Raw genomic sequence first — 24,850 nt, 5'->3', positions numbered from 1 at the left:
CACCGGGTACCCGGGAGCCGAGCGTCCGAGGAGGGACGGTCGTGCCCGGTGAGGTCCCCGTCGAGGTGCCCGCACCCGGGGCGGTGCTGGCCGGTGACCTCGCCGTGCCGGTGGGCGCCCGCGGGGCGGTGCTGTTCGCCCACGGCAGCGGGAGCAGCCGGCACAGCCCGCGCAACCGGCAGGTGGCCGCCGCGCTGCAGCGGGCGGGGTGGGCCACCCTGCTGCTGGACCTGCTCACCCCCGCCGAGGAGGAGGTCGACGACCGCACCCGTGCGCTGCGCTTCGACGTCGGCCTGCTGGCCGGCCGGCTGACCGCGGCCCTCGACCGGCTGGACCGCGCGGAGGCGACCGCCGGGCTGCCGCCGGCCCTGTTCGGCGCGAGCACCGGGGCGGCCGCGGCCCTCCTCACCGCCGCCGAGCGGCCCGGCCGGGTGGGCGCGGTGGTGTCCCGCGGCGGCCGGCCGGACCTGGCCGGGGAGGCGCTGGTCCGGGTGCGGGCGCCGACGCTGCTCGTCGTCGGCGGCGCCGACGAGCAGGTGCTCGCGCTCAACCGGGAGGCCGCCGCGCGGCTGGGCGGGCCGGCCGAGCTGACCGTCGTCCCCGGGGCGACCCACCTGTTCCCCGAGCCCGGCGCGCTGGAGCAGGTCGTCGACCGCACGCTGCGCTGGCTGGACCGCTGGCTGCCGGCGCCTCAGGCGGGGGCGCCGTCCACGTAGACCCACCGGCCGCCGGCGCGCCGGAACCGGCTGTGCTCGGCCTGCACGTGCTCCTCCCCACCGGCGCGCGAGTGCGCGCGGAAGGACACCGTGCCCTCCGCGTCGAACAGGCCGCCGCCGGTGGTGGTCAGCACCTCCAGGCCGGTCCAGCGCACCGCCGGGTCGAGCCCCAGCGTGCGCGGCCGGGTGGCCGGGTCCCACGTCTCCTGCAGGTAGGCGGCGTCGCCGACGGCGAAGGCGCTGTACCGCGAGCGCATCAGCTGCTCGGCGGTGGCCGCGGCCGCCGTCCCGTCGTGGAGGCGGCCGCAGCACTCCGCGTAGGCCAGGCCGGTGCCGCAGGGGCAGCGCTCCGGGCTCACGCCCTCAGTCTCCGGCGATCCAGACGGCCGTGTCCGGCGGCAGCGCCACCGAGCGGGCCGAGGTGTGCACACCCGGGCCCGACTCGAGCAGCACCTGTCCGCGCGAGCGGACCAGCGCGGTGTCGGAGCCCATGTTGACCACGCAGCGGACGGTGCGGCCGCCGCCGGTGCAGCGCACGGTGAGGACGTCGCCGCGGGTGCTGACGGTCGCCTCGCCGGTGCCCAGCGCGGGGTGCTCGGCGCGGACGGCCAGCGCCTGCCGGTAGAGGTGCAGCACCGAGCCGGAGTCGCGGGTCTGCCGCGAGACGGCGTGCCGCTTCCACTCCGCGGGCACCGGCAGCCACGGCTTCGCGGAGCGGTCGGGGGAGAAGCCGACGCCGGTGGTGGCGTTCCACGGCATCGGGACGCGGCAGCCGTCGCGGCCGGCGCGCTCGCCACCGCTGCGGAAGAAGATCGGGTCCTGCTTGGCCTCGTCGGGGACGCGCGCCTGCGGCAGACCGAGCTCGTCGCCGGCGTAGACGTAGGCCGAGCCGGGCAGCGACAGCAGCAGCAGCGCCGCGGCGCGCGCCCGGGCCAGGCCGGTCTCGCCGCCGCCGAAGCGGGTGACCATGCGGTCCTTGTCGTGGTTGCCGAGCACCCAGGACACCGGCGCGCCCACCCGGCCGAAGGCGTCGAGCGCGCTGCTGATCGCCTCGGCGAAGGCCGGGGTGTCCCACTTCGACTTGAGCAGCCGGAACGACAGCGACTGGTGCAGTTCGTCGGGCCGCGAGTAGAGGGCGACCTCGTCGAGGTCGGCCAGGCAGACCTCGCCGACGAGCATGGTGTCCGGGTACTCGTCGCAGATCGCCCGCCAGCGGCGCCACACGTCGTGCACCTCGGGCTGGTTCCAGGTCATGGCCTGCTCGGGGCCGTGGCCGAACAGGGTGGGGGAGTACTCGCCGGGGTTGTCGCGCAGGCCGGCGTCCTTGTGGAGGCCGTAGGCGACGTCGACGCGGAAGCCGCTCACCCCGCGGTCGAGCCAGAAGCGCAGGGTCCGCTCGAAGTCCTCGGCCACGACCGGGTCGCGCCAGTTGAGGTCGGGCTGCTCGGGGGCGAACAGGTGCAGGTACCAGCGGCCGTCCGGGGTGCGCGACCAGGCCGGCCCACCGAACAGCGAGCGCCAGTTGTTCGGCGGCTCCTCCGACGCCGGCGCGAAGTGGTAGCGGGAGGCCTCGGGGCAGTCGGGGTCGGCCAGCGCCGCCTGGAACCAGGGGTGCCGGTCGGAGGTGTGGTTGGGGACGACGTCGAGCACGACGCGCAGGCCCAGCCGGCGGGCGTCGGCGACCAGCGCCTCGACGTCGGACACGTCCCCGTACTCGGGGTCCACCGCCCGGTAGTCGACGACGTCGTAGCCGCCGTCGGCGCCGCCCGAGGGGTAGTGCGGGTTGATCCACAGCGCGTCGACGCCGAGCCACGACAGGTAGGGCAGGCGGGCGCGCAGGCCGGCGAGGTCACCGATGCCGTCGCCGTTGCCGTCGGCGAACGAGCGCAGGTAGACCTGGTAGACGACGGCCGAGCGCCACCAGGGCTGCTCCTCGGTCGCCGGCGGGGGGACGGGCCGGGACCACGGCTGCTGCGCGGCGGCGTTGCCGGCAGCGACGAGTCGAGCGGACATGCGCCCAGGATCGGCATTCACGGTCGTCGAGAGTGACCATCCCGCCGCCAAAGGGTGACGTGCCCGTCGTCACATCTCGCCGAATGTGCAGGCACGCGGGCTGTCACGTGTCCTCCCACACACGCGGATGGGGGAGCGGTCCGTCCGTGTTGCACCACCCGTCCCACGAGTCACGAGCCGCCGTCAGACCGGCGGCAGGGAGTACCCGCACCATGTCCAGCTCTCCGGCCGACCGAGCCGCCTGCTTCCGCCACCCCCGGCACGTCTGGATCGCCAGCTGCCCCGACTGCACCGCCTGGCACCTCGCCGGCCTGCGCGCCGGCGCCGAGGACCGCCCAGCGGCGCCCCGCCCCCGCACCGACGACCGGGCGACCACCGCCGCCTAGGACCCGTGCACACGAGCGCCCCTCCGGCTCCCGGCCGGAGGGGCGCTCGCGCGTGCGGCGGGTAGGGGGCGACTGGAACACTGGTCGTTGAGCGCTTGACGACCGAGTGCTCGACGACAGGGGCGCCCGCCCCGGGAGGAGGACCGCCGTGCACCTCGGCGTCGACAGCTTCGTGGCGGCGGTGACCGACCCGCGGACGGGCCGGCTCGTGGGTCCCGAGGAGCGGATGGCCCACCTGCTCGAGGAGATCGAGCTGGCCGACCGGGTGGGGCTGTACTCCTTCGGCATCGGCGAGCACCACCGCCCCGAGTACTACGACTCCGCGCCGCCGGTCATCCTCGCCGCGGCCGCCGCCCGCACCGAGCGGATCCGGCTGGGCAGCGCCGTCGCGGTGCTGTCGGCGGCCGACCCGGTCCGGGTGTTCCAGCAGTTCGCCACCCTCGACCTCATCAGCCGCGGGCGGATCGACCTCGTCGTCGGCCGCGGCTCGTTCACCGAGGCGTTCCCGCTGTTCGGCCTGTCGCTGGCCGACTACGACGAGCTGTTCGACGAGAAGCTGGACCTGCTGCTGCGCATCCGGGAGTCCGAGCACGTCACCTGGTCCGGCCGGCACCGCCCGGCGCTCACCGGCCAGGGCGTCTACCCGCGCCCGCTGCAGGACCCGCTGCCCGTCTGGGTGGGCGTGGGCGGCACCCCGACGTCGTTCGTCCGGGCCGGGCTGCTCGGCCTGCCGCTCATGGTCGCGGTCATCGGCGGCGAGCCCCGGCAGTTCGCGCCGCTGTTCGACCTGTACCGGCAGGCCGGCGCGCAGGCCGGGCACGCGCCCGAGCGGCTGCAGGTGGGGCTGCACGTGTTCGGCTACGTCGCCGACAGCACCCGGGCCGCCGCGGACACGATCTACCCGGGCTGGCACGAGATGTTCACGAAGGTCTCCCGCGAGCGCGGCTTCCGGGCGCCCACCCGCGCGCAGTTCGACGCCACCAGCGGGCCCGACGGCGCCTTCTTCACGGGCGACCCCGACACCGTGGCCGAGAAGCTGCTGCGGATCTCCGCCCAGCTGGGCGGGGTGGACCGGGTCTCCATCCAGATGACCAACCCGCGCCTGGCCCACGAGGACCTGCTGCGCGGCATCGAGCTGCTGGGCACCGAGGTCGCCCCGAAGGTCGCCGCGGGCTGACCAGGGTCGGTTCCGGGTGCGGTTCCGGGCCTTCCCCGATGTGCCGCGGGGCCGCGGCGGCGGAGCCTCGTGCCATGACGACTCCGACCTCGTACACCGGGACCCGGCCGCCGCTGCGGCGCAGCTCCACCGAGCGCATGCTCGGCGGCGTCTGCGGCGGCCTGGCCGCCTACACCGGCGTCGACGCGGTGCTGTGGCGCGCCGCCGCCGTCGCCCTGACCCTCGCCGGCGGTGCCGGCCTGGTGCTCTACGCCGTGCTGTGGGTGCTCACCCCCTCCGAGCCCCTGCCGCCCGGTCAGGAGCCGCGCCCGGTCGACCGGTTCGTCGACAAGCTGGCCGGCCGCCTCGACCGGGCCGGCTGAGCCGCCTCAGCCCCCGGGCGGGAACAGCGTGGCCAGCCCGACGCGGGAGCGCAGCCCGCGCTTGCGGTAGACGCTGCTCAGGTGGTGCTCCACGGTCTTCGGGCTGAGGAACAGCGCCGCGGCGATCTCCGCGTTGGAGGCGCCCCGAGCCGCCAGGACGGCGATCCGCGTCTCCTGCGCGGTGAGGGGCTCCTCGGGCAGCGCCCGGCGCGGGCGCGCGGTCCGCCCGGTGGCGCGCAGCTCGTCCTCGGCCCGCTGCGCCCAGGCGGTGAGGTCCAGCGCGGCGAACGCGTCGGCCGCCGCGGCCAGCTCCACCCGCGCCCGCGTCCGCTGCCCCGACCGGCGCAGCCGCGCCCCGAACAGCAGCCGCGTGTGCGGGGTCTCGAAGGGGTCCGGCGCGAGCGCGTGGGCGGCGAGCGCCCGCTCGAACAGCGCCGTCGCGGCGTCGTCGTCGGGGCAGGTCAGCGCCCGGCACCGGGCCACCAGCGCGGCGGTCGGCGGCAGCGGCGACCGCGACACCCGCTCGTACGCGGCGGCGAGCTCCGCGGCCTCGGCGGCCCGGCCCAGCCCCGTCCAGGCCTCGACCAGCAGCGGCGCCACCCCCAGCGGCTCGCCGAGCGCGCCGGTCCCGCCGTCGGCGGCCAGCCGCGCCTCCAGCGGCCGGGCGGCCGCGGCCGGGTCGCCGCGGCACAGCGCGCAGAACGCCTCGGAGATCGGCAGGTGGGCGGCCACGGCGCCGGTGCCGGCGCGGGTGACCAGCGCGCGGGCGCGGGTCAGGTGCGCCGCCGCCTCCGCGTGCCGCCCGCGCATGGCGGCCTCCGACGCCAGCAGCTCCAGGGCCGGCGCGGCGTCGGCGACGTAGCCCAGCTGCTCGGCGAGCTCGACGGCCTCGCCGGCGTCGGCGTAGGCGCCCGCGTGGTCGCCGAGCAGCCAGGCCCGGCCGTGCGCGGTCATCGCCAGGACGGCGACCAGCACGCCCAGCGCCCCGACCTCCCGCGTCTCGCGGACGCGGCGCTCGACGACGGGGAGCGCGGCCAGCGGGTCGGCCAGCCAGCCCACCGCGAGGACCAGCAGCGGCAGCAGCCGGGGCTCGGCGCGCAGCTCCGGCTCGGCCTCCATGCCGGCCAGCGCCCGGCGCAGGTGCGGCCGGCCGTGGTCGGGGTCGCCGGCGTGCAGTGCGGCGAGCCCGGCGACCCACGCCGCCAGCACCCGCTGCAGGGGGTCGCCGGCGTCGGCGGCGGCCGCGATCCGCCGCGCCGTCGCCTGCATGCCCGCCACGTCGCCGAGCCGGTGCTGGACGACGGCGAGGTCGGTGAGCACCCAGGCGGCGGTGCGGCCGGTGGCGAGGTCGGCGGCCGCGCGCAGCAGGTCGCCCGCGGCCGGCACCGAGCCGGTGTCCTGCTCCAGGCGGCCCAGGACGTGCAGCACGTCCGCCCGCGCGGCCGGCGGCGCGGCGCCCCGCAGCACGGTCCCGGCCAGGGCCCGCGCGCGGGCGGCGTCCCCGCCGACGGCGGCGTCCCGGACCGCGGCCGCCAGCAGCCCCGCGGCCCGGGCGGCGTCGCCGGTCAGCGCGGCCGCGCGCTCCAGCGCCGCCGCCGACGCCGCGTACCCGCGCCGCGCCCGGGCCCGGCCGGCGGCTGCGGCCAGCTCGCCGGCCAGCGCCTCGTCGGGACCGGCGGCGGCCAGGGCGCGGTGCCACACCGCGGCGAGGTCGTCGCCGGTCCGGGCGGTCCCGGCCAGCAGCCGGTGCGCCCGGCGCCGCTCGGCGGGCGTCGCGCGGCGCCACACGAGGCTGCGCAGCAGCGGGTGCCGGAAGGCCAGGGCGTCCCCGTCCCGCACGACGACGCCCCGCTGCTCCGCGGCGTCCAGGGCCGCGGCGGGGTCGGTGCCCGACCGGGCGAGCGCCGCGGCCACCGCGGCGGCGCTGCCGTCGTAGGCGGCCGCCAGCAGCAGCACCGCCTCCCGCGCCCCGGCCGGCAGCGCGGCCAGCTCCGGCTCCAGCGTGCCGGCCAGCGCCGGGCCGGCCGGCAGGTCGGCCGGTAGCGGCTCGGTGCCCGCCCGCTGGGCGGCCGGCAACGCCGCGGCCACCTCCAGGAGCGCGAGCGGGACCCCGCCGACGCGGTCGGCCAGCCGGCGCGCCACCGCGGGGGCGACGGTGCCGGCGAGCAGCGCGCGGGCGGCGTCGGCGGGCAGGGCGGCCACCGGGAGGACCTCGGCGCCGGGCAGGGGGTCGGCTCCCGGCCGGCGCGCCACCAGCACCGCGACCCGGTCCCTGTGCAGCCGGCGCGCGGCGAACAGCAGCGCGGCCGCGGACTCCGCGTCGGCCCACTGCAGGTCGTCGACCAGGACGAGCACCGGCGCGGCCGCCGCGGCGGCGGCCAGCAGCGAGAGGGTGCCCGCCGCGACCAGGTGCCGCTCGCCCGGGACCTCGGCCGGCCCCCAGCCCAGCGCCGCGGCGAGCGCCGCCGCCTGCCCGGGCGGGACCTCCGGCAGCAGGGGGCGCAGCGGGCCGAGCAGCTCCAGCAGCACGGCCTGCGGCAGCGTCGCCTCCGACTCGATCCCGCGGGCGCGCAGCACCGTGCACCCGGCGGCCCGCGCGGCCGCGGCCTCGAGCAGGGCGGTCTTGCCGACGCCGGCCTCGCCCTCGACGACCAGCAGGCCCGGCCGGCCCGCGCGGGCGTCGTCGAGGAGCCGGTCGACGCGCGCGAGCTCCGCCGCCCGGCCCACCAGGTCGCGGGTTTCCCCCGACGCGACGGCACCGCTCCCGGTCCGAGGCTCGTCCGGCAGCCGCTCCGAGGGAGGACGCCATGACCCCGACCCCGACCCCGACCCCGACCCCGACGCCGGCCCGCCGGCCCTCGCCGACCGGTGCCCGGATGCGGTGGATGGCCTGCTGGTTCGGGGCCCCGCTGGACCCCCGGCTGCTGCCCTGGCGGACACCGCGCTGACCCCGCCGCTCAGCCGGCCGGCACGGCGGGGGCGGGCAGGATGCCGCGGCGCTGCGCCTCGAGGACCGCGGTCAGCCGGTCGTGGACGCCGAGCTTCCGGTACAGCCGCGCGGCGTGCGTGGTGACCGTTCGGGTCGAGCAGCCCAGCCGGTGCGCCGTCGCGGTCGCCGTCAGCCCCTCCGCCAGGCACAGCAGGACCGCCGTCTCCCGGCAGGTGAGCCCCGCCGAGCGGGCGTGCTCGCCGCCGTCCCCGTCGCCGTCCTGCCAGGCGCGCACCGTCCGCACGTGCCGGTCCAGCGCCCGCAGCACCGGCGCGACGCCGTCGAGCAGCGCGAGGTCCGCCGCGGTGAAGTCGCGGCGGGGCCGGCCGAAGGCGAACCCGCAGACCTCGGCCCCGCCGCGCAGCGGCAGGCTGACCACCTGGTCCCAGCCGCACACGGAGGCGATGACGCTCCGGGCGGGGGACCGGCGCCAGCTCTGCCAGCCGCCGGCCGCCTCCTGCGCGGTCGCGGGCGTGAGGTCCCCGGCCGCGGCGGCGGTCAGCAGGGGGTGGACCGAGCGCATGCGGTGCGTGGCGTCGACCAGCAGCTCCAGCTGGCCGGCGTCGAGGCCGGTGGCGGTGATCTCGGTGGCGCCGGTGCGCCAGTCGGTGCGCTGCAGCACCGCGGCGGGCGCCTCCAGGCGGGGGCACAGGACGGCGAACACGGGGCCGGCGGGCAGCCGCGGGCCCACCATCCCGTCGAGCAGGCCCACCACCAGGTCGGTGAGCTCCTGGACCACAGGCTCCACGGCCCGCCTCCGACCATCCTGCGCGGGTCCCCGCCGGTCCCGCGTCGGTCGCGTGTGCAGCCCTCTGCGCAGGACGAGGGTGGCCGCTGCCGCAGGCCCGCGTCAACGGAGATCCCCGCGCCGTCAAGGGGGTGCCGCGCCCGCCACCTACGCAGAAGTGCGTACAGACGGTGCCGTTCGGCCGTCCCTAGCGTCCGTGCCGCACCACCGGACCGACCATCAGACCATCAGGGGGAACCGTGTCTCTCCTCGTGCTGCACCTGCGGTGGAACGACGTCGAGCCGGCGCAGTACGAGGTGCTGCGCCGCGAACTGCCGGAGGACGTCGACCGGCCGCCGCACTGCCTGTCCCGCCGGCACGTCCGGCAGCCGCGGTCGGTGATGGTCTACGAGGTCTGGGAGGACGCCCGGGCCGCGGAGGACGAGCTGGCCCGCGTCCGCGCCCTGGTCGACGCCGGCCCCGAGCAGCCGCAGCGCGTCGTGTTCGTGCTGCCGGACGTGTTCGCCGCGGGCTTCGCCCGCCGCCCCGCGCGCCCGGCGGCCGCGCCGGAGGTCGTCGGCGTGCCGGTGGTCCCGGCCCCGCGGCAGCCGGAGTCCCCGGTCACGGCGCCGGCGACCTGAGCGCCGGCACCTCGGCCGGCGGCCGCCCCCGCAGGTGCTCGGCGAACCAGGCGTCGGTCCGGGCCCATGCGTCGGCCGCGGCGGCGGGGTCCGGCCGGATCCGCAGCACGTCCCGCAGCAGCGGGCGCAGCACCCGCGGGCCGACCGGGGCGTCGTGCAGGAAGCCGTGGCCGACGCCGGGGTACTCGCGGACGTCGTGCCGGACGCCGACCCGGGTCAGCACCGTCGTGAGCTCCGCGGCGGTGCCGCGCAGCCCGGGGTCGCGGCCGCCGTAGCCGGCCACCACGGGGCAGGATCCGAGCAGCGCGGTGTGCGGGTCCCGCGGCAGCCGCGCGTAGAAGACCGCGGCGGCGTCGAAGCCGCGGGCCGCCAGGTGCAGCGCCAGCCCGCCGCCGACGCTGGACCCCAGCACGCCGACCCGGCCGGTGCAGTCGGGGTGCGCGGCCAGGTGCGCGCGGGCCGCCTCGGCGTCGGCGAACGGGCGCCCCTGCCCGGCGTCCACCGCGCGGAACGTCCGGACCAGGGCCCGCCGCGCGCCGCCGTCGGTGAACAGGTCCGGCACGAGGGTGAGGCAGCCGGCGGCGGCCATCCGCTGCGCCTGCCGCCGCACCACGCCGTCGACGCCGAAGGCCTCGTGCAGCAGCACCAGGCCCGGCCACGGCCCGGGGCCGTCGGGCACGGCGAGCAGCCCGCGCAGCCCGGGCGTCCCGCCCGGACCCGGGGGGATCGCGACCTCGGTCAGGGCGGTCCGCTGGACGTCGGACACGGGCAGCCTCCCCGGGGTGCGCCGGTCGGTGGCCGCCGATGCTGGCAGACGGGAGGGCCCCGGGGGGTTGGCGCGCGCCGCCGGGTGTGAGGCAATCCCGGGCATGACGCGCGCGATCGTGGTCGGCGGCGGGGTCGCGGGGCCGGTGACGGCCATGGCGCTCCAGCGGGTGGGGATCGACGCGACGGTGCACGAGGCCCACCCGGCGCCCGAGGGCGACGTCGGCGCGTGGCTCGGCGTCCAGGTCAACGGCCTCGACGCCCTGGCGGCGGTCGGCGCCGAGGACGCCGTCCGCGCGGCGGCGTTCCCCACACCGACCATCGAGTTCCGCAGCGGGACGGGGCGGGTCCTGGCCGCCCTGCCCACCGGGGACCCCTCCGGGAGGCGGGACACCGGCGTCTCGCTGCGGCGCTCGGACCTCTACCGGACCCTGCACGCGGAGGCGCTCCGGCACGGCATCGAGGTCCGCTACCGCTCCCGCCTCACCGGGGTGGACGACACCGGCGACGCCGTCACCGCCGAGTTCGCCGACGGCCGCACGGAGACCGCGGACCTGCTCGTCGGCGCGGACGGCGTCCGGTCGACGGTGCGCGCCCTCGTCGACCCCGGCGCCCCGCCGCCCCGCTTCGTGCCGGTGCTGAACACCGCCGGGTACTCCGCGCACGTGCCGGACGGCGCCGAGGTGGGCCGGCTGACCATGGTCTTCGGCCGCCGCTGCTTCGCCGGGTACCTCGCCGCGCCGGACGGCGGGACCTGGTGGTTCGCCAACCCGCCGCTGGCCCGCGCGCCGGCCGACGGCGAGGTCGCCGGCACGCCCGACCCGCGCTGGCGGGCCCTGCTCTACGACCTGTTCCGCGGCGACCGGTCCCCGCTGGTGGACCTGGTGGAGGCCACCCCCGGGCCGCTGCGCGGGTGGACCACGTACGACGTCCCCACCCTGCGCCGCTGGTCCCGCGGGCGCACGGTCCTGGTCGGGGACGCCGCGCACGCGACCTCGCCGGCCGCCGGGCAGGGGTCCTCGCTGGCGATGGAGGACGCCGTCGTCCTCGCCGCGTGCCTGCGCGACCTGCCGGTCGACGACGCCCTGCGCGCCTTCGAGCAGCGGCGGCGGGCGCGGGCCGAGCGGGTGGTCGCCCAGGCGTGGCGGCGGAGCAGCGCGAAGCCACCCCCGGCCCCGGGGCGCGCCGTCCGCGACGCGGTCCTGCCGCTGGTCCTGCGCCGCCGCGACCCGGCGGCGTGGGTGCGCACGCACCGGGTGGAGCCGCTCGTCGCCGCCGGGGCCGGGTGACCGCCGTCACCCGATCGGGCCGTCGTCGTTGAGCCCGGCGACCTGCCCCCGGCCCCGATGGAGTGGTCCGTGCGCCGACTGCTGACCGTCCTGCTCGCCGCGCTCGCCGGCCTCCTGCTCGTCGTCCCCCCGGCCTCGGCCGCACCCCCGGGACCGCTGCGCTACGTCGCCCTCGGCGACTCCTACAGCGCGGCCTCCGGCGTGCTGCCCCCCGACCCCACCGCCCCGCCGCAGTGCCTGCGCTCCACCCGCAACTACCCGCACGTGATCGCGCAGGCGACCGGCGCCCAGCTGACCGACGTCACCTGCGGCGGCGCGGACACCTCGGACCTCGCCGCCGCGCAGTACCCCGGCGTGCCGCCGCAGCTCCAGGCGCTGTCCCCGGACACCCAGCTGGTCACCATGACCATCGGCGGCAACGACAGCGGGGTGTTCATCGAGTCGATCCTGCGCTGCGGCACCGCCGGGATGCTGACGCTGGGTCGCGGCAGCCCCTGCCGCGACACCTACGGCACCTCGTTCGAGGACACCGTCCGCACCTCCACCTACCCGGCGCTGGTGCAGGCGCTGTCGGCGGTGCGCGAGGCCGCGCCGCGGGCCCGGGTCGCGATCCTCGGCTACCCGGCGATCCTGCCGCCGACCGGCGGCTGCTTCGACCGGATGCCGATCGCCGAGGGCGACGTCCCCTACCTGCACTCCCTGCAGACCACCCTGAACGACGCGGTCCGGCGCGCGGCCGCGGCCACCGGGGTCACCTACGTCGACCTCTCCCGCGCCTCGGCCGGGCACGACGCGTGCCAGCCGATCGGCGTCCGCTGGGTCGAGCCGGTGCTGCAGGGCACCAACGCGGTGATCGTGCACCCGAACGCCCTCGGCGAGGCGGCGATGGCCGCCCGGGCGGTGGAGGTGCTGCGCCTGCGCTGACCCGGGCCCCGTGCCCCGCCGGCGGCGTGGCCCGCCGCCGGCGGGGTAGGGGACGGAGGGCACGCACCCGAGGAGGAGCGATGAGCGAGACCGACCCGACCCCTCAGCCCGGCCCGGACGACGAGGGCTCGCAGGCCAGCGTCGGCCCGGACGTCGCGCACGCCGGGGGAGGCCGCACCGCCGGGGAGACCTCGGTCGACGACGCGGTGGGCTCGGAGGCCGACCCGCCGCGGTGAGCGGCCCGCCCGGAGCGGTGTCCCGCCCCGCCCGGACCACCGCGGGCGGACCGGTGCCGGCGGAGGGTCCCCCCGTGCCGAGCCGGGTAGGGCGGGGACGTGGACGCGCGCAGGCTGGTGATGGGCGACTGGACGCCCGTGCTCCGGGACGGCATCGACGTCCTGCGGCTGGTCCTGATCGGGGGCGGGATCGCCTACGCGGTGACGGGGCGGACGGGGGACGCGGCGGTCCTGCTGTTCCTGGGCGCCGTCACCGTCCTGGCGCGGCTGGTCGACCTGCCGCGGGTGTACGACCTCGCACTGACCGTCGGGATGGTGCTGCAGGGGTTCGGCGAGACGCTGGGCCTCTACGACCGGTTCGTCCGGTTCGACGACCTCGTGCACGTCACGCTGCCGCTGCTGACCGCGCCCGTCGTCTACATCGCGCTCGCCCGCCTCGACGTCGTCCCCGACCCCCGCGACGAGACCCACCTGCGCCACTACGTCGGGATCGCGGTCGTCACGACGGCGCTCGGCGTCACGATCGGGGCCCTGTGGGAGGTGTACGAGTGGAGGTCCGACGCGTGGTTCGGCACCCGGCTGTCGGAGGACAACGACGACACCAACGGCGACCTCGTCCGCGACACCCTCGGGTCCCTGGTCGGCGCGGCGCTGCTGGTGGCGTGGGCCCGCTTCGGGTGGGGGTCGGTCCGCCGGATCCCGGGGGTGAACACCCACGAGGAGGTCAGCGCCTGACGAGTGCAGGCGGGCGCGGCCGGTGAGCGGCTCCGGGACGACGGGGAAGCCGCTGCCCGACGTCGTCGCCCCCGGCCTCGACGTCCTGTTCTGCGGGATCAACCCGTCGCTGCTGTCGGCCGAGCGCGGCCACCACTTCGCCCGCCCGGGCAACCGGTTCTGGCCTGCGCTGCACCTGGCCGGGCTCACGCCCCGCCGGCTGGCGCCGGAGGAGGACCGCGAGCTGCCCCGCTACGGGCTGGGGGTGACCAACCTCGTCGACCGGCCCACGCGGACGGCGGCCGAGCTCACCGCCGACGAGCTGCGCGCGGGCGCGGCGGCGCTGGCCGGGCTGGTCGCGCGCTGCCGGCCGCGGGTGCTGGCGGTCCTCGGGCTCACCGCCTGGCGGCTGGCCACCGGCGCGCCCCGCGCGGGCTGGGGCCGCCAGCCGGTGGCGATCGGCGGCGCCGAGACGTGGGTGCTGCCCAACCCGAGCGGGCTGAACGCGCACTTCCAGCTGCCCGACCTGGCCCGGCTGTACGCCGGGCTGCGGCCGCCGGCCGGCTAGCCGACCGGGTCGGCGGCGCGGGTCTCCGCGGCCAGCCGGCCCACCATCACCACCGCCTCGCCGCGGTCGACGACCGCGCCCTCGGCCAGCGCGGTGTCGTACTCGACCTCGTCGAGGGCCTCGCGGGTGGCGGTGACGTAGCGCTGCCCGTCCATCGGGTCCATCCGCAGCGGGTCGTAGCCGACCTGCCGGGCGACCGCCTGCACCGCGCCGAGCAGCACCGCGGCGGTGCGCGGCCGGCCCGCGGCGGTGACCGCGCCGACGGCGGCCAGCAGCCCGGCGAGGGTGCCGGTGGCGTCGCCCTCGCGGTGGGTCAGCTCGACCATCGCCCACAGGTCGGCCAGCGCCTCCGCGGCCCGGCCGACGTCGGTGAGCGCCTTCGCCCGGATCCACAGCACCGAGGAGTGCGCCCACGAGTGGCCCAGCCGCAGCGCGAGCTGCTCGGCGCGGCCGAGGTGCTCCAGCGCGCCGTCGAGGTCGCCGGCGGCCCGCGAGAACTGGCCGAGGGTCATGGCGATCTCGACCTGCACCCACTCGATGCCCGACGCCTGCGCCAGCGCCAGTCCGCGGGCGATGTCCGCCGCGACCTCGCCGTCGGGGTCGGGCTGGCCGAGCAGGGCCCGGACGAAGCCGCGCAGGACCAGGGCGAGGGGCAGCACCGGGTCGGCGTCGTCGGCGGTCTCGGCGATCTCGCTGGTCCGCGCCCACAGCGAGGGCACGTCGCCGGACAGGTAGGCCAGCAGCGCGTCGGCGAGCAGCGCGCCGCTGCGCACGCCGGCGGGCGCGCCGGGGGTGGCGTCCAGCGCGGCGGCCAGCCAGCGGCGGCCCTCCTGCACGTGGCCGCGGCGGTACCAGTACCAGCCCAGCGCCCCGCCGATCCGCAGCGCGGCCTCGCCCTGCCCGGTGGCCAGCGCGTGCCCGAGCGCCGCCCGCAGCGCCGGCTGCTCGGCGTCGAGCCGGCGGGCGCTCTCGGTCCACTGCGGGCTGCGCAGCGTCGGCTCCAGCCGCTCGGTGAGCGCGACGGCGAAGCCGGTGAGCCGGTCGCGCAGCCGCCGGGACGCCGCCTGGTCCAGCGCCTGCTCCGCGTACTGCCGCAGCGTCTCCAGCATCCGGTAGCGCCCGGCCGCGTGGTCGAGCTCGACCAGCGACTTGGCCACCAGCACCCGCAGCAGCTCCAGCGCCCGGCCGTCGACCTCCGGCCCGGCCACCGCCTCGACCAGGTCCGGGCCGAAGGTGCCGGGCAGCACCGAGACGGCCTGGAAGACGGCGAGCTCGGCGGGCGCCAGCAGGTCCACGCTCCACTGCACGGTGGCCGCGAGCGTGCGCTGGTGCGGCACCGCGGTGCGCCAACCGCCCGACAGCAGCGCGAACCGGTCGTCGACCCGGCCGGCGACCTCGGCCAGCGGCAGGGTGGTGAGGCACGCGGCGGCCAGCTCCACCGCCAGCGGCAGGCCGTCGAGGGCGGCGACCAGCTCGCGGACGTGACCCAGGTCCTCCGCGGAGGGGTCGGCCAGGTGCGGGGCGGCCAGCCGGGCGCGGTCGAGGAACAGCCGCTCGGCGTCGCTGCCCGGCGCGTCGGCCGGCATCGGCCCGCAGGGCAGCACCGCCTCGCCCGGCAGCCCGAGCGGCTCGCGGGAGGTGGCCAGCACCTGCAGCTCGGGGCAGCGGGGGAGCAGGGCGGCGCACACCGCGGCGGCGGCGTCGACGACGTGCTCGCAGTTGTCCAGGACCAGCAGCAGCGGCCGGTCCTGCAGGGCGGTGGCGACGGCGCCCAGCGGGTCCCCGCCGGCCAGCGTCACGCCCAGCACGGTGGCCACCTGCCCGGCGACCAGCTCGGGGTCCTCGACGCCGGCCAGCTCGACCAGCGCGGCCGGCGGCGACCCGGCCGGCCGGCGGCGCGCCGCCTCCAGCGCCAGCCGCGTCTTGCCGCTGCCCCCGGGCCCGACCAGCGTGACCAGCCGCTGCCCGGACAGCGCGGCGGCCAGCCGGCCGAGCTCGGCGGTGCGGCCGACGAAGGCGGTGAGCGGGACCGGCAGGGGGCCCAGGGCGCGCACCGTCGGTGGCGCCGGGGGAGTCGGTGCGGGCTCCGGCGCCGGGGCGGCGGGGGCGGGCGCCGGGGCGGGCCCGGCCAGCGCCGGGTCCTGGCGCAGGATCTGCTCGTACAGCGACTGCAGCGGCCGGCCCGGGTCGACGCCCAGCCCGTCGGCCAGCAGCCGGCGGCCCTCGTCGTAGACCTCGAGCGCCTCGGCCTGACGGCCGCTGCGGTACAGCGCCAGCATCAGCGAGGCGCGCAGGCCCTCGCGCAGCGGCTCGGCGCGCAGCAGCTCCCGGACGTCGTCGACGATCTCGGCGTGCCGGCCCAGTCGCAGGTCCAGCTCGGCGGCCAGCTCCCGGGCCGCCAGCCGCAGCTGCTCGAGCCGCTCGGACTCCTCGGCGGCGAAGGTGGCCGCGACGTCGGCGTAGGCCGGGCCGCGCCACAGCGCCAGGCCCTCGGCCACCGCGGCCCGGGCGGCCTCGGCGTCGCCGCGGGCGGCCAGGTCGCGGGCCGAGCGCAGCAGCTGGGCGAAGCGGAACGCGTCGACGTCCTCGGGGGCGACCTCGAGCCGGTAGCCGGGCTCGCGGGTGACCAGCAGCGTCCAGCGGCCGCCGGTGACGTCGGGCTCGAGCTCCCGGCGCAGCCGGGACACGATGGACTGCAAGGTGGCCGACACGGCGGTGGGCGGCTGGCCGCTCCACACGCGGTCGACGAGCAGGTCGACGGGGACGGTGCGCCCGGCGTCGACCAGCAGCGCGGCCAGGACGGCGCGGTGGCGCGGGGACTGGGGGGCGAGGAGCTGCCCGTCGCGCCAGACCTCCACGGGTCCGAGCACGCGGTACGAGGTGGAGGTCATCGGCGGGCAGGGTAGGACCCCGGACACGCCCACGGGAGTGCCCGCGACGCCCCGTGACCTGCCGGTGACCTCCCGGGAGCGCGCGTGACCTGCTGCCCAAGCGGCCGCCAAGGGGACACCAAGGACCGCCGGCCACCCTCCGGGTGCACCGACCCCCGCACCTGGAGAAGCCCCGTGAGCACCCTGTCCGTCCCCTCGACGCCCCCGGCCCGCACCGCGGACCCGCGGCCGGCCGTCCTGCCGCCCGACCTGACCGCCGCCCTGCGCGCCCGGCTCTCGCCGGCGGCGGTGCTCGCCGACGGGGCGGTGGTGCGGGTCGCGGAGGACGCCGACGTCGTGGCCGCGCTGCGGCTGGCCGGCCGGCACGGGGTGGCCGTCGCCGTCCGGGGGCCCGGCCGCAGCGGCGACGGCGCCCGCGCGCTGCTGGTGGACCCCGCGGGGCTGGCCCGGGTGAGCGTGTCGCCCGCCGGCTGGGCGCGGGTCGGCGCCGGCGTGCGCTGGCGGGACCTGGCCGCGGCGGCCGCCGGGCGCGGGCTGACGCCGATCACCGGGTCCTCGGCGGTCGAGCGGGTCGCGGACACGGTCACCGGCGGCGGCGTCGGCCCGCTGGCCCGGACCTACGGCCTGGCCGGGGACCGGGTGCGGGCGGTGGAGGTGGTCACCGGCGACGGCGTGCTGCGCCGGGTCACCCCCACCGACGGCGCCGACCTGTACTGGGGCGTCCGCGGCGGCGGCGCGGCGCTCGGCGTGGTCACCGCGGTGGAGCTGGACCTGCTCGCCGCCGGGCCGCGGTGGGGCGGCGAGCTGCGCTGGTCCGCGGCCGACGGCGCGCGGGTGGCGGAGGCGTGGCGCACCTGGTCGGCGGCGCTGCCGCCGCAGGCGGGCACCTCGCTGGTGCTCACCCGGCCGGCGCGGGGCGAGGCGTCGGTGGCCGTCCGGTTCGCCTGGGCCGGGGAGGCCGACGACGGCGACGGGCTGCTCGACGGGCTGCGCACGGTCCCGCCGCCGGTCGCGGCCGACCTGGCGCCGCGCGGACCGGCGGGCCTGGCCACGCCGGTGCTCGACGACGGTGTGGAGTCCTCGCTGCTGCTCGACCGGCTCTCCGAGGGCGCGGTCGCGGCGCTGGTGCGCGCGGCGGGCGGGAGCCGGCCGCGCACGGTCGAGGTGCGGCTGCTCGGCGGCGCGCTCGGCTGGGTGCCGCAGCAGCCCAGCGCCGTCTGCCACCGGGACGCGCGGCTGGCGGTGCGGGTGGTCGGCGGCACCGGCGCCGAGGACCGGGCGGCCACCCGGGCCTGCGCGGAGGAGCTGGCCGCCGCGCTCGGCGGCGACCTCGGCGGCCGCGCCCCGGCGCACGGGTGGGGGACGGCGCCGGACGTGCTGGCCCGCACGCCCGCCCCCGCCGTCCGGGAGCGGCTGGCCGGGCTGGCCGCGGCCACCGACCCGCACCGCATCCTCGAGGGCGCGGCGGGCCGGCGGGCGTGACCGGCGGGGCGGGGAGGCCGGGCCTCCCCGCCCCGTTCGCTCAGCGGGTCCCGGGCCGGCCGGGCGTCCCGGCGTTGAACACCTGCAGCGTGTAGGCGTCGAAGCGCCGCAGCCAGCCGCGCAGGTCGCGACGGGTGGTCGTGCTCGTGCTCGTGGTCGTGCTCGTGGTCGTGCTCATGGCGTCTCCTCGAGGTGGGTCCGGGGGGACGTCGTCGTCCGTCGGCCGCGGGTGCGGCCGTCTCCCACGGTCCCCGCCGCGCGTGAAGCCCAGGTGAACGCGGGCCGTGACGCTCGTCGCGTCAGACCGCCCGGCCGGCCAGGGACCGCCGCACCGGCTCGGACGGGCGCAGCACGACCTCCCGCCCCCGCCAGGCGGCCGCCTCGAGGACGTCGGCGACGAGCTCGCGGCCCGAGACCGACAGGGCGGTCACCGAGCGGGCGTCGACGACGTCGACGCGCACCGGCTCCAGGCCGTAGCAGCGCCAGAACGCCTCGACGGCGTCCGCGTCGACGACCCCGGCCAGGCAGAGGACCCGCCCGCCGGAGGTGTTGAGCAGGCGCACCACCCCGCGGCGGGCGGCTGCGGTCGGGGACATCCGCCCAGTGTGCCGCCCGGGACGGCTACCGGCCCGTGCCCGCGGGCTCCGCCGTCGCGCCCGGCGCCGGCTCGGAGGTGAAGTCGGCTTGCCACAGGTCGGGGCCGAAGACCTCGTACTGGACGTCGCGGGCGGGCACGCCGCGGTCGATCAGGCTGCTGCGGACCGCGCGCATGAACGGCAGGGGCCCGCAGAGGTAGTACGCGGCGCCCTCGGGCAGGTCGACCTCGTCGAGGTCCATGGTCCCGTCGTGCACGCCGTCCACGGGCAGCGCGGTCTGCGCGCCGCGCTCGTACCAGACGTGCGCCGCGGCGTCCGGCAGCGTGCGGAGGTCCCCGAGGACCTGGGAACGCAGCGCGAAGGACTCCTCGTCCAGGTCGGCGTGCAGCAGCGTGACGGGCAGCGAGGAGCCCGCCGCGGCCAGGTGGGACAGCATCCCGGCCATCGGGGTGATCCCGATGCCGGCGCTGGCGAAGACGACCGGGCGGCCGGAGTCGTCGAGGACGACGTCGCCGAAGGGTGCCGACAGCGTCAGCCGGTCGCCCACCTGCACCCGGTCGCACAGGTGGTTGGAGACCTCGCCGTCGGGCTTGTCCCCTCCGCGCACCCGCTTGACCGAGAAGTGGCGGTGCTCGCCGTCGTCGGCGCGGGTGAGGCTGTACTGGCGCGGCTGGCGCACGCCGTCGGGCATCGGCACCTGCACGGTGACGTACTGGCCGGGCAGCGACGTCTTGACCAGCCGGTGGTCGACCCGCCGCACCCGGAACGTGACGACGTCGGGGGTCTCCTCGACCTTCTCGGCGACCTCCCACTCCCGCCACACCGTCTCGGGGCGCACACCCCGGGCGCTGTAGAGACCGCGCTCCTGGTGGATCAGCGCGTAGGCCATCAGCCAGTAGACCTCGTCCCAGGCCGCGGCCACCTCGGGGGTGACCGCGTCGCCGAGCACGTCGACGATCGCCCAGAACAGGTGCTCGTGGACGACGTCGTACTGGGCTTGGGTGATCCCGAGCGAGACGTGCTTGTGCGCGATCCGCGAGAGCAGCTGCTCGGGGAGCTGCTCCGGCGTCTTCACCAGGGTGCTGGCGAACACGGCGACGGAGCCGGCCAGCGCGACCTGCTGCTCCCCGGTGGCCTGGTTGCCGCGGTTGAAGACGCCGTCGAACAGCTCGGGATGGGCCCCGAACAGGTGCCCGTAGAAGCGCCGGGCGATCTCCTGGATGTTGTCGGCGACCACGGGCAGCGTCGCCTCGATCACGGGACGGGAGCGGTCAGAGAGCATGCGGTCCTCCTCGGCCGGACGACGGGCGCGCGGTGACCTGCTGAGCCCCCGTTTCCGTGCCCGCCCGTCGTCGCCGTCCGCGGGGGAGGGGTGCCCCACCGGCGCGCCCCTGCGAGCGACCCTGCCAGGGGCCGCTCCGGAAATCGACCGGTGCGGTGCCGGAGGGGTCTAGCCGCCGCCCGGGAGCCTCGCTAGTGTGCGCCAGGTCACACGGCCGAGCCGACGGCACACGGGGGGGACGACTGTGGACATCCCTGCCATGCGAGCGAGCTTCGCCAAGGCCGCGGCCGCCGGGGACGAGGCGCCGCTGTGGTTCTACTCGCACCTGTTCCTCGCCCATCCCGAGACCCGGCAGATGTTCCCGGTCTCGATGGCGCACCAGCGCGACCGGCTCTTCGCCGCGCTCGGCGAGGTGGTGGCGCGGGTCGACGACCTCGACTCCCTCGTGCCGATCCTGCAGCAGCTCGGGCGCGACCACCGCAAGTTCGGGACGGTGGCCGAGCACTACCCCGCGGTGGGAGCGAGCCTGCTGGCCACGCTCGCGCACTTCGACGAGGACTGGAGCGACGCGCTGGCCGCGGACTGGACGGCGGCCTACGAGCTGGTCGCCTCGGTGATGGTCGCGGCCGCCGAGGAGATGGCCGGCGAGCCGCCGTGGTGGGACGCCGAGGTCACGGCGCACGAGCGGCGCACCGTCGACACCGCCGTCCTGCGGCTGCGGACGAAGATCCCGCTGCCCTACCGCCCCGGTGAGTCGATCTCCCTGGAGACCGAGCTGCGGCCGCGGCTGTGGCGCTACTACTCGCCGGCCAACGCCTGCCGGCCCGACGGCGAGCTGGAGATCCACGCCAGGGCGCAGGCCGGCGGGCCGGTCAGCACCGCCCTCGTGCGGCAGGTCGACGTCGGGGACGTCCTGCGGCTGGGGCCCCCGGTGGACCACATGCAGTTCGATCCCGCCTCCGACCGCGACCTGCTGCTGGTGGCGGGGGGGACGGGCCTGGCGCCGCTCAAGGCGATCGTCGACCACGTCGCCCGCAACGGCCCGCCCCGGCGGGTGGACCTCTTCGTCGGCGTCCGCGCCGAGAGCGACCTGTACGACCGGGTGGACCTGGCGCGGCTCCAGCAGGAGAACCCCTGGCTCACCGTCACCGTCGCCGTCTCCGAGGACGGGGACTCGCAGTGGGCACACGGCGACGTCGGCGAGGTGGTGGCGCGCTCCGGGCCGTGGGGCAGCCGCGAAGCCTACGTCGCCGGTCCCCGGCCGATGGTCGACGACACCGTCGAGCGGTTGCTGCGGCACGGCCTGCCCCGGGACCGCATCCGCACCGAGGTGTTCGCCCCCAGCCGTCCCGGACCCGATGTCGATGGAGAGGTGACGTCATGACGACATCCGAGCCGGTGGCCGCCAACGGCCGGCGGCTGACGCCCGCGGACGTGCGCGAGGTGCGGTTCACCCGGTCGTCGATGCTGCACCCCGGCTACAGCGACGCCGAGGTCGACCGGTTCCTGGACCGGGTGGGCGAGGAGCTGGCCCGCCTGCACGCGGAGAAGTCCGAGCTGCGCGGCCGGGTCCAGGAGCTGCAGGCCCAGGTGGGCGAGGAGAAGCCCCGGGAGGAGCCGACGGCGCAGGCGGTGAGCCTGCTCGCGGTCGCCCAGCAGACCGCCGACCAGTACGTGGCGGAGGCGGAGACGTTCAGCCGGGTCATGGTCAGCGAGGCGCAGCAGCAGTACGACGAGCAGCTGCAGTCCGCGCGCGAGAAGGTCGGCGCGATGATCCAGGCCGCCCACGAGGCCGCGGCCCGGATCGTCGCCGAGGGCGGCGCGCCGGACACCGCGGGGGACGCCCGCACCGCCGAGGAGCTGCAGGAGCAGGTGGCCTACCTGCAGGCCTTCGGCCAGGCGTGCCGGACGCAGCTGCGGTCCTACCTGGAGGCGCTGATCGGGGAGGTGGAGCGGGCCTGGGGCCACGCCGACCCGACGGCCGTGCCGGTGCGGGACTCCAGGGCCCCGGTGACCCGGCCGGCCCCGCCACCCAGGGCCCCGGCTGCCGGTGCCGGGCCCGCCCCGGCGCAGGAACCACCCACGGTCGAGGCCGCCGCGGTGCTCCTCGGCGAGCAGGCGCTGGGGCCGGGGTCCGCCGACGGCGCGCCCGGGCAGGTGGCCACGGAGGGTGCCGGCGACCGGTCCTGACCGTCGCGGGGTCCGTGGGGACCGTCTGCGGGGCCGGGCACACTGCGGCGGTGGACCGGGTCCTGCTGCGCCGCCGCGGGGACGCCGTGGCGGCGCACGAGGCCGACGGCACCGTCGCCGAGGTCCCCGTGGACGGGCTCGCCGCGCTGGTGGGGGAGCGCGAGCGGGCCGGCGTCCGGTGGGTGTGGGACGACACCACCCGCTGGTACCCGGCGCTGCTGGCCGCCGGCGTCCGCGTGGCGCGCTGCACCGACCTGCGGCTGTGCGCCGCGGTGCTGCGCGGCTCGCCGCACGCCGGTCCCGGGCCGGGGGAGGACCCGGGCTGGGCGGCGCTGCAGCCGGTGACCGCGGACGACCCGGCGCTGTTCGCCCTGGCCGACCCCGCCGACGCGCTCGACCCGGTCGCCGAGGACCGCCGCCAGCAGGCCGTGCTCGCCGCCTCCCCGCAGCGCGCGCGGCTGGGCCTGCTGCTGGCCGCCGAGTCCTCCGGCGCGCTCGCCGCCGCGGAGATGACGCACGCCGGGATGCCGTGGCGGGCCGACGTTCACGACACGCTGCTCACCGGGCTGCTCGGCCCGCGCCCGGCGGCGGGCGTGCGGCCGGCGGTGCTGGAGGCGCTGGCCGGGGAGGTCCGCGCCGCGCTCGGCGCCCCCGAGCTCAACCCCGACTCCCCGGCGGCGCTGCTGCGCGCGCTGCAGGGAGCCGGGCTGCCGGTCGAGGACACCCGCTCATGGACGCTGGAGCGGATCGACCACCCGGTCGTCGCGCCGCTGCTGGAGTACAAGCGGCTGGCCCGGCTGCTCGCGGCCAACGGCTGGGGCTGGCTGGACGCCTGGGCGCGTGGCGGCCGGTTCCGCCCGGTCTACCTGCCCGGCGGGGTGGTCACCGGGCGGTGGGCGTCGTCGGGCGGGGGCGCGCTGTCGGTGCCGGTGCAGGTGCGCCCGGCCGCGGTGGCCGACGACGGGTGGGCGCTGGTGGTGGCCGATGTCGCCCAGCTCGAGCCGCGGGTGCTCGCCGGCATGAGCGGCGACACCGCGCTGGCCGCCGCGGCCCGCTCGCGGGACCTGTACGCCGGCATGGTCGACGCCGGGGTGGTGGCCACCCGCGCCGAGGCCAAGGTCGGGGTGCTCGGCGCGCTCTACGGCGGGACCCGCGGCGAGAGCGGGCGGATGGTGCCGCGGCTGGCCCGCCGCTACCCGCGGGCGATCGGGCTGGTGGAGGAGGCGGCCCGGGCGGGGGAGCGCGGCGCGGTGGTGTCCACCCTGCTCGGCCGCGGCTCCCCGCCGCCGGGCGCGGCGTGGGCCGAGCGGGACGCCGACCTCGGCGAGGCGCCCGAGCCCCGCGGTCGCGACTCCGACCGCGCCCGGCGCGCGTGGGGGCGGTTCACCCGCAACTTCGTCGTGCAGGGCACCGGCGCGGAGTGGGCGCTGTGCTGGCTGGCCGACCTGCGCAACCGGCTCTGGCAGCTGGGGGAGGGGCGGCTGGAGGAGCGGCCGCACCTGGCGTTCTTCCTGCACGACGAGGTCGTCGTGCACACCCCGGCCGACCTGGCCGACGACGTCGTCGCCGCGGTCCGGGCCGCCGCGGCCACCGCCGGTCGGCTGCTGTTCGGCGAGTTCCCGCTCGACTTCCCGCTCGACGTCGCGGTCGTGCGGTCCTGGGCCGACGCGGGCTGAGCGTCAGGCGGTGGCGGTCAGGCGGCGGCGCTGGTCTCGAGCAGGCGCCGCAGCGCCTCCTCGAAGTACTCCTCGTAGAGGTCTCGGACGAGGTCGGTCCGGTCCTCGGCGACGGCGGCGTTCACCCGCCGGACGTAGTGCTCGTGCAGCGTGGTCATCGCGGTGTCCACGGCGGTCTCCCTGGAGGTCGGCTGTCTCCAGTGTCCGCCGGTGCGGGACGGTGTGGCCGCAGGTCGGACTGCTCGTTCGGTCACACGCGCGGCCCTCCCGCCCGGCCCGGCGCGGTGGCAGGGTGGGCTCGCCCCGGACAGCGCCGTCCGCCCCGCCCGTCCCCGAGGAGCCCACCGTGGACCGCGACCTGTACGGCACCGACGGCACCGACCCCGAGGAGGCCACCGGCCTGCTCGAGGCCGAGGACACCCTCGAGGACCCTCGCCGGCCGCGCGACCTGGACACCGGCTGGTCGCCGCCGGAGCGGCCCTGGGGCGTGGACGACTGGGGCACCACCGAGCGGGAGGAGGCCACCGGCGAGAGCCTCGCCGGGCGGCTGGCCCGCGAGCTGCCGGACGGGTCCTGGGACGACGACGGTCCCGACGGCCTCGGTGACCTCGCCGGTGGCGACGGCGAGCTGCTCGACGACGAGGTCGGCGACGCCCGCGCGGGCCGGCTGGCCGAGGTCGGCGACGACGGCGTGGTCGACCGGGAGGACGAGCTGCTGGGCGAGGACCTCGGCATCGACGGTGGGGCGGCGTCGGCCGAGGAGGCGGCGGTGCACCTGGTGCGCCGCGGGGACGAGTAGTGGCCCGGGAGCGGTTCGCGCACGACGCGGTCCTGTCGATGGCGCCCGGCGCGGACGACCGTGCGCCGGGCGGGGCCGTCACCGTCGCGCTGTGCGGCAGCTGGGAACACGAGCCGCCGTGCCCGCTCGCTCCGCACCACACCCGGGCCGAGCGGGCGGGGGAGGAGGTCCGGCTGCGGGTGCTCTTCGTGGCCGAGCCGGACGACGAACCGCGGGTGCGGGCCGCGATCGACGGCGCCCTGGCCGGGGGCACGGGCGCGACCCCGGAGGGCGGGAGCACCTCGTGGCGGCTCGTCCGCTCGTGGGCGTCGGAGGTCCGGCCGGAGGAGCAGGAGCACGGCGACCGTCTGGCGCGGAGCTCCTAGTCCCCGAGGAGGCCGCCGTCCACGTGGTGCGCGGCGACCGCTGGACCACGCCCGCGGACAGG

Annotated in this window: 27 protein-coding genes; 17 read left to right on the top strand and 10 right to left on the bottom strand. The window is 78.3% G+C overall.

Annotation, left to right across the window (positions count from 1 at the left end):
* Nucleotides 1-41: 41 nt before the first annotated feature.
* Nucleotides 42-716: a dienelactone hydrolase family protein gene (locus tag ACI8AA_RS03615; RefSeq protein WP_457043156.1), complete on the top strand. Its 675-nt coding sequence runs from the start codon at nt 42-44 to the stop codon at nt 714-716.
* Here ACI8AA_RS03615 and ACI8AA_RS03610 read toward each other — a convergent pair.
* Both ACI8AA_RS03610 and ACI8AA_RS03605 read right to left on the bottom strand, forming a co-directional pair.
* Complete coding sequence (locus ACI8AA_RS03610) at nt 692-1,075, bottom strand: YchJ family protein (RefSeq protein ID WP_457043155.1); 384 nt, start codon at nt 1,073-1,075, stop codon at nt 692-694. The two genes, ACI8AA_RS03615 and ACI8AA_RS03610, sit on opposite strands and share 25 nt — an antisense overlap.
* Before the next feature lie 4 nt (nt 1,076-1,079).
* Nucleotides 1,080-2,729 carry a glycoside hydrolase family 13 protein gene (locus tag ACI8AA_RS03605; protein WP_457043154.1) on the bottom strand — a complete coding sequence of 550 codons (1,650 nt, stop codon included), beginning with the start codon at nt 2,727-2,729 and terminating at the stop codon, nt 1,080-1,082.
* A gap of 212 nt (nt 2,730-2,941) precedes the next feature.
* On the opposite strand from ACI8AA_RS03605, the gene ACI8AA_RS03600 reads away from it, so the two are divergent.
* The 3 genes from ACI8AA_RS03600 (at nt 2,942) to ACI8AA_RS03590 (ending at nt 4,654) form a co-directional block, all read left to right on the top strand.
* The gene (locus ACI8AA_RS03600) at nt 2,942-3,115 is read left to right on the top strand and encodes a hypothetical protein (RefSeq protein ID WP_456939409.1); all 174 of its coding nucleotides are present in this window, start codon (nt 2,942-2,944) and stop codon (nt 3,113-3,115) included.
* Between the two features lie 148 nt (nt 3,116-3,263).
* Entirely contained in the window at nt 3,264-4,292 is a 1,029-nt protein-coding gene (locus tag ACI8AA_RS03595) for an LLM class flavin-dependent oxidoreductase (RefSeq protein WP_457043153.1), read from the top strand.
* Nucleotides 4,293-4,366: 74 nt separating this feature from the next.
* On the top strand, nt 4,367-4,654 hold the full coding sequence (locus ACI8AA_RS03590) for a PspC domain-containing protein (protein ID WP_457043152.1): 288 nt from the start codon (nt 4,367-4,369) through the stop codon (nt 4,652-4,654).
* A gap of 6 nt (nt 4,655-4,660) precedes the next feature.
* Here ACI8AA_RS03590 and ACI8AA_RS03585 read toward each other — a convergent pair whose 3' ends face one another.
* Nucleotides 4,661-7,381 (bottom strand): helix-turn-helix transcriptional regulator, encoded by a 2,721-nt coding sequence (locus tag ACI8AA_RS03585; RefSeq protein WP_457043151.1) that lies wholly within the window; start codon nt 7,379-7,381, stop codon nt 4,661-4,663.
* 80 nt (nt 7,382-7,461) lie between these two features.
* On the opposite strand from ACI8AA_RS03585, the gene ACI8AA_RS03580 reads away from it, so the two are divergent.
* Nucleotides 7,462-7,602, top strand: a complete 141-nt coding sequence (locus tag ACI8AA_RS03580) for a hypothetical protein (RefSeq protein ID WP_457043150.1) — start codon at nt 7,462-7,464, stop codon at nt 7,600-7,602.
* A gap of 9 nt (nt 7,603-7,611) precedes the next feature.
* Here the strand turns inward: ACI8AA_RS03580 and ACI8AA_RS03575 are convergent, their stop codons facing one another.
* A complete protein-coding gene (locus ACI8AA_RS03575; protein ID WP_457043149.1) occupies nt 7,612-8,391 on the bottom strand; it encodes a helix-turn-helix transcriptional regulator in 780 nt (259 codons plus the stop codon).
* A gap of 239 nt (nt 8,392-8,630) precedes the next feature.
* Between ACI8AA_RS03575 and ACI8AA_RS03570 the strand changes: the two genes are divergently transcribed.
* Entirely contained in the window at nt 8,631-9,011 is a 381-nt protein-coding gene (locus tag ACI8AA_RS03570) for a hypothetical protein (protein ID WP_457043148.1), read from the top strand.
* On the opposite strand, the gene ACI8AA_RS03565 is transcribed toward ACI8AA_RS03570, so the two are convergent.
* Nucleotides 8,992-9,777 (bottom strand): dienelactone hydrolase family protein, encoded by a 786-nt coding sequence (locus tag ACI8AA_RS03565; RefSeq protein ID WP_457043147.1) that lies wholly within the window; start codon nt 9,775-9,777, stop codon nt 8,992-8,994. The two genes, ACI8AA_RS03570 and ACI8AA_RS03565, sit on opposite strands and share 20 nt — an antisense overlap.
* 103 nt (nt 9,778-9,880) lie before the next feature.
* On the opposite strand from ACI8AA_RS03565, the gene ACI8AA_RS03560 reads away from it, so the two are divergent.
* The 5 genes from ACI8AA_RS03560 to mug all read left to right on the top strand — a co-directional run bounded on the left by ACI8AA_RS03560 (nt 9,881) and on the right by mug (nt 13,507).
* On the top strand, nt 9,881-11,065 hold the full coding sequence (locus ACI8AA_RS03560) for an FAD-dependent oxidoreductase (RefSeq protein ID WP_457043146.1): 1,185 nt from the start codon (nt 9,881-9,883) through the stop codon (nt 11,063-11,065).
* Nucleotides 11,066-11,134: 69 nt separating this feature from the next.
* Nucleotides 11,135-11,989: an SGNH/GDSL hydrolase family protein gene (locus ACI8AA_RS03555; protein ID WP_457043145.1), complete on the top strand. Its 855-nt coding sequence runs from the start codon at nt 11,135-11,137 to the stop codon at nt 11,987-11,989.
* Between the two features lie 80 nt (nt 11,990-12,069).
* The gene (locus ACI8AA_RS03550; protein ID WP_457043144.1) at nt 12,070-12,225 is read left to right on the top strand and encodes a hypothetical protein; all 156 of its coding nucleotides are present in this window, start codon (nt 12,070-12,072) and stop codon (nt 12,223-12,225) included.
* Nucleotides 12,226-12,324: 99 nt separating this feature from the next.
* A complete protein-coding gene (locus tag ACI8AA_RS03545) occupies nt 12,325-12,960 on the top strand; it encodes a hypothetical protein (RefSeq protein WP_457043143.1) in 636 nt (211 codons plus the stop codon).
* Between the two features lie 22 nt (nt 12,961-12,982).
* Nucleotides 12,983-13,507, top strand: a complete 525-nt coding sequence (gene mug, locus ACI8AA_RS03540; RefSeq protein WP_457043142.1) for a G/U mismatch-specific DNA glycosylase — start codon at nt 12,983-12,985, stop codon at nt 13,505-13,507.
* Here the strand turns inward: mug and ACI8AA_RS03535 are convergent.
* Nucleotides 13,504-16,398 (bottom strand): AfsR/SARP family transcriptional regulator, encoded by a 2,895-nt coding sequence (locus ACI8AA_RS03535; protein ID WP_457043141.1) that lies wholly within the window; start codon nt 16,396-16,398, stop codon nt 13,504-13,506. The two genes, mug and ACI8AA_RS03535, sit on opposite strands and share 4 nt — an antisense overlap.
* Before the next feature lie 174 nt (nt 16,399-16,572).
* On the opposite strand from ACI8AA_RS03535, the gene ACI8AA_RS03530 reads away from it, so the two are divergent.
* Nucleotides 16,573-17,880 (top strand): FAD-binding oxidoreductase, encoded by a 1,308-nt coding sequence (locus ACI8AA_RS03530; RefSeq protein WP_457043140.1) that lies wholly within the window; start codon nt 16,573-16,575, stop codon nt 17,878-17,880.
* A gap of 40 nt (nt 17,881-17,920) precedes the next feature.
* On the opposite strand, the gene ACI8AA_RS03525 is transcribed toward ACI8AA_RS03530, so the two are convergent.
* From ACI8AA_RS03525 to ACI8AA_RS03515, 3 genes are all read right to left on the bottom strand, one after another.
* Nucleotides 17,921-18,058 (bottom strand): hypothetical protein, encoded by a 138-nt coding sequence (locus tag ACI8AA_RS03525; RefSeq protein WP_457043139.1) that lies wholly within the window; start codon nt 18,056-18,058, stop codon nt 17,921-17,923.
* A 121-nt stretch (nt 18,059-18,179) separates the two neighbouring features.
* Nucleotides 18,180-18,476, bottom strand: a complete 297-nt coding sequence (locus ACI8AA_RS03520) for a hypothetical protein (RefSeq protein WP_457043138.1) — start codon at nt 18,474-18,476, stop codon at nt 18,180-18,182.
* 25 nt (nt 18,477-18,501) lie between these two features.
* Nucleotides 18,502-19,758 (bottom strand): FAD-binding oxidoreductase, encoded by a 1,257-nt coding sequence (locus ACI8AA_RS03515; RefSeq protein WP_457043137.1) that lies wholly within the window; start codon nt 19,756-19,758, stop codon nt 18,502-18,504.
* Nucleotides 19,759-20,017: 259 nt separating this feature from the next.
* Here ACI8AA_RS03515 and ACI8AA_RS03510 point away from each other — a divergent pair, with 259 nt between their 5' ends.
* From ACI8AA_RS03510 to ACI8AA_RS03500, 3 genes are read left to right on the top strand one after another with little or no spacing between them, the layout of a single operon-like run.
* Nucleotides 20,018-21,142 carry a globin domain-containing protein gene (locus ACI8AA_RS03510; protein ID WP_457043136.1) on the top strand — a complete coding sequence of 375 codons (1,125 nt, stop codon included), beginning with the start codon at nt 20,018-20,020 and terminating at the stop codon, nt 21,140-21,142.
* Nucleotides 21,139-21,948 (top strand): DivIVA domain-containing protein, encoded by an 810-nt coding sequence (locus ACI8AA_RS03505; RefSeq protein WP_457043135.1) that lies wholly within the window; start codon nt 21,139-21,141, stop codon nt 21,946-21,948. The genes ACI8AA_RS03510 and ACI8AA_RS03505 overlap by 4 nt, the downstream gene beginning before the upstream one ends.
* Before the next feature lie 50 nt (nt 21,949-21,998).
* On the top strand, nt 21,999-23,624 hold the full coding sequence (locus ACI8AA_RS03500) for a bifunctional 3'-5' exonuclease/DNA polymerase (RefSeq protein WP_457043134.1): 1,626 nt from the start codon (nt 21,999-22,001) through the stop codon (nt 23,622-23,624).
* A 17-nt stretch (nt 23,625-23,641) separates the two neighbouring features.
* Here the strand turns inward: ACI8AA_RS03500 and ACI8AA_RS03495 are convergent, their stop codons facing one another.
* The gene (locus ACI8AA_RS03495; RefSeq protein ID WP_457043133.1) at nt 23,642-23,794 is read right to left on the bottom strand and encodes a hypothetical protein; all 153 of its coding nucleotides are present in this window, start codon (nt 23,792-23,794) and stop codon (nt 23,642-23,644) included.
* A 176-nt stretch (nt 23,795-23,970) separates the two neighbouring features.
* Here ACI8AA_RS03495 and ACI8AA_RS03490 point away from each other — a divergent pair, with 176 nt between their 5' ends.
* Together ACI8AA_RS03490 and ACI8AA_RS03485 are read left to right on the top strand one after the other, a co-directional pair.
* Nucleotides 23,971-24,423: a DUF5709 domain-containing protein gene (locus ACI8AA_RS03490; protein WP_457043132.1), complete on the top strand. Its 453-nt coding sequence runs from the start codon at nt 23,971-23,973 to the stop codon at nt 24,421-24,423.
* Complete coding sequence (locus ACI8AA_RS03485) at nt 24,423-24,788, top strand: hypothetical protein (protein WP_457043131.1); 366 nt, start codon at nt 24,423-24,425, stop codon at nt 24,786-24,788. Before ACI8AA_RS03490 ends, ACI8AA_RS03485 begins: the two co-directional genes overlap by 1 nt.
* The last annotated feature ends 62 nt before the right edge of the window (nt 24,789-24,850 follow it).

This window comes from Geodermatophilus sp. SYSU D01180 (genome assembly GCF_054050415.1).
The sequence above is the reverse complement of the archived record's forward strand: the minus strand, read 5'-3'. Positions and strand labels throughout refer to the sequence as shown.

What these genes read in the sequence shown, in the direction of transcription:
- ACI8AA_RS03605 (WP_457043154.1), bottom strand. Translation starts at nt 2,729, where the DNA reads ATGTCCGCTCGACTCGTCGCTGCCGGCAACGCCGCCGCGCAGCAGCCG.
- ACI8AA_RS03600 (WP_456939409.1), top strand. Translation starts at nt 2,942, where the DNA reads ATGTCCAGCTCTCCGGCCGACCGAGCCGCCTGCTTCCGCCACCCCCGG.
- ACI8AA_RS03590 (WP_457043152.1), top strand. Translation starts at nt 4,367, where the DNA reads ATGACGACTCCGACCTCGTACACCGGGACCCGGCCGCCGCTGCGGCGC.
- ACI8AA_RS03580 (WP_457043150.1), top strand. Translation starts at nt 7,462, where the DNA reads ATGACCCCGACCCCGACCCCGACCCCGACCCCGACGCCGGCCCGCCGG.
- ACI8AA_RS03560 (WP_457043146.1), top strand. Translation starts at nt 9,881, where the DNA reads ATGACGCGCGCGATCGTGGTCGGCGGCGGGGTCGCGGGGCCGGTGACG.
- ACI8AA_RS03550 (WP_457043144.1), top strand. Translation starts at nt 12,070, where the DNA reads ATGAGCGAGACCGACCCGACCCCTCAGCCCGGCCCGGACGACGAGGGC.
- ACI8AA_RS03535 (WP_457043141.1), bottom strand. Translation starts at nt 16,398, where the DNA reads ATGACCTCCACCTCGTACCGCGTGCTCGGACCCGTGGAGGTCTGGCGC.
- ACI8AA_RS03525 (WP_457043139.1), bottom strand. Translation starts at nt 18,058, where the DNA reads ATGAGCACGACCACGAGCACGACCACGAGCACGAGCACGACCACCCGT.
- ACI8AA_RS03520 (WP_457043138.1), bottom strand. Translation starts at nt 18,476, where the DNA reads ATGTCCCCGACCGCAGCCGCCCGCCGCGGGGTGGTGCGCCTGCTCAAC.
- ACI8AA_RS03515 (WP_457043137.1), bottom strand. Translation starts at nt 19,758, where the DNA reads ATGCTCTCTGACCGCTCCCGTCCCGTGATCGAGGCGACGCTGCCCGTG.
- ACI8AA_RS03510 (WP_457043136.1), top strand. Translation starts at nt 20,018, where the DNA reads ATGCGAGCGAGCTTCGCCAAGGCCGCGGCCGCCGGGGACGAGGCGCCG.
- ACI8AA_RS03505 (WP_457043135.1), top strand. Translation starts at nt 21,139, where the DNA reads ATGACGACATCCGAGCCGGTGGCCGCCAACGGCCGGCGGCTGACGCCC.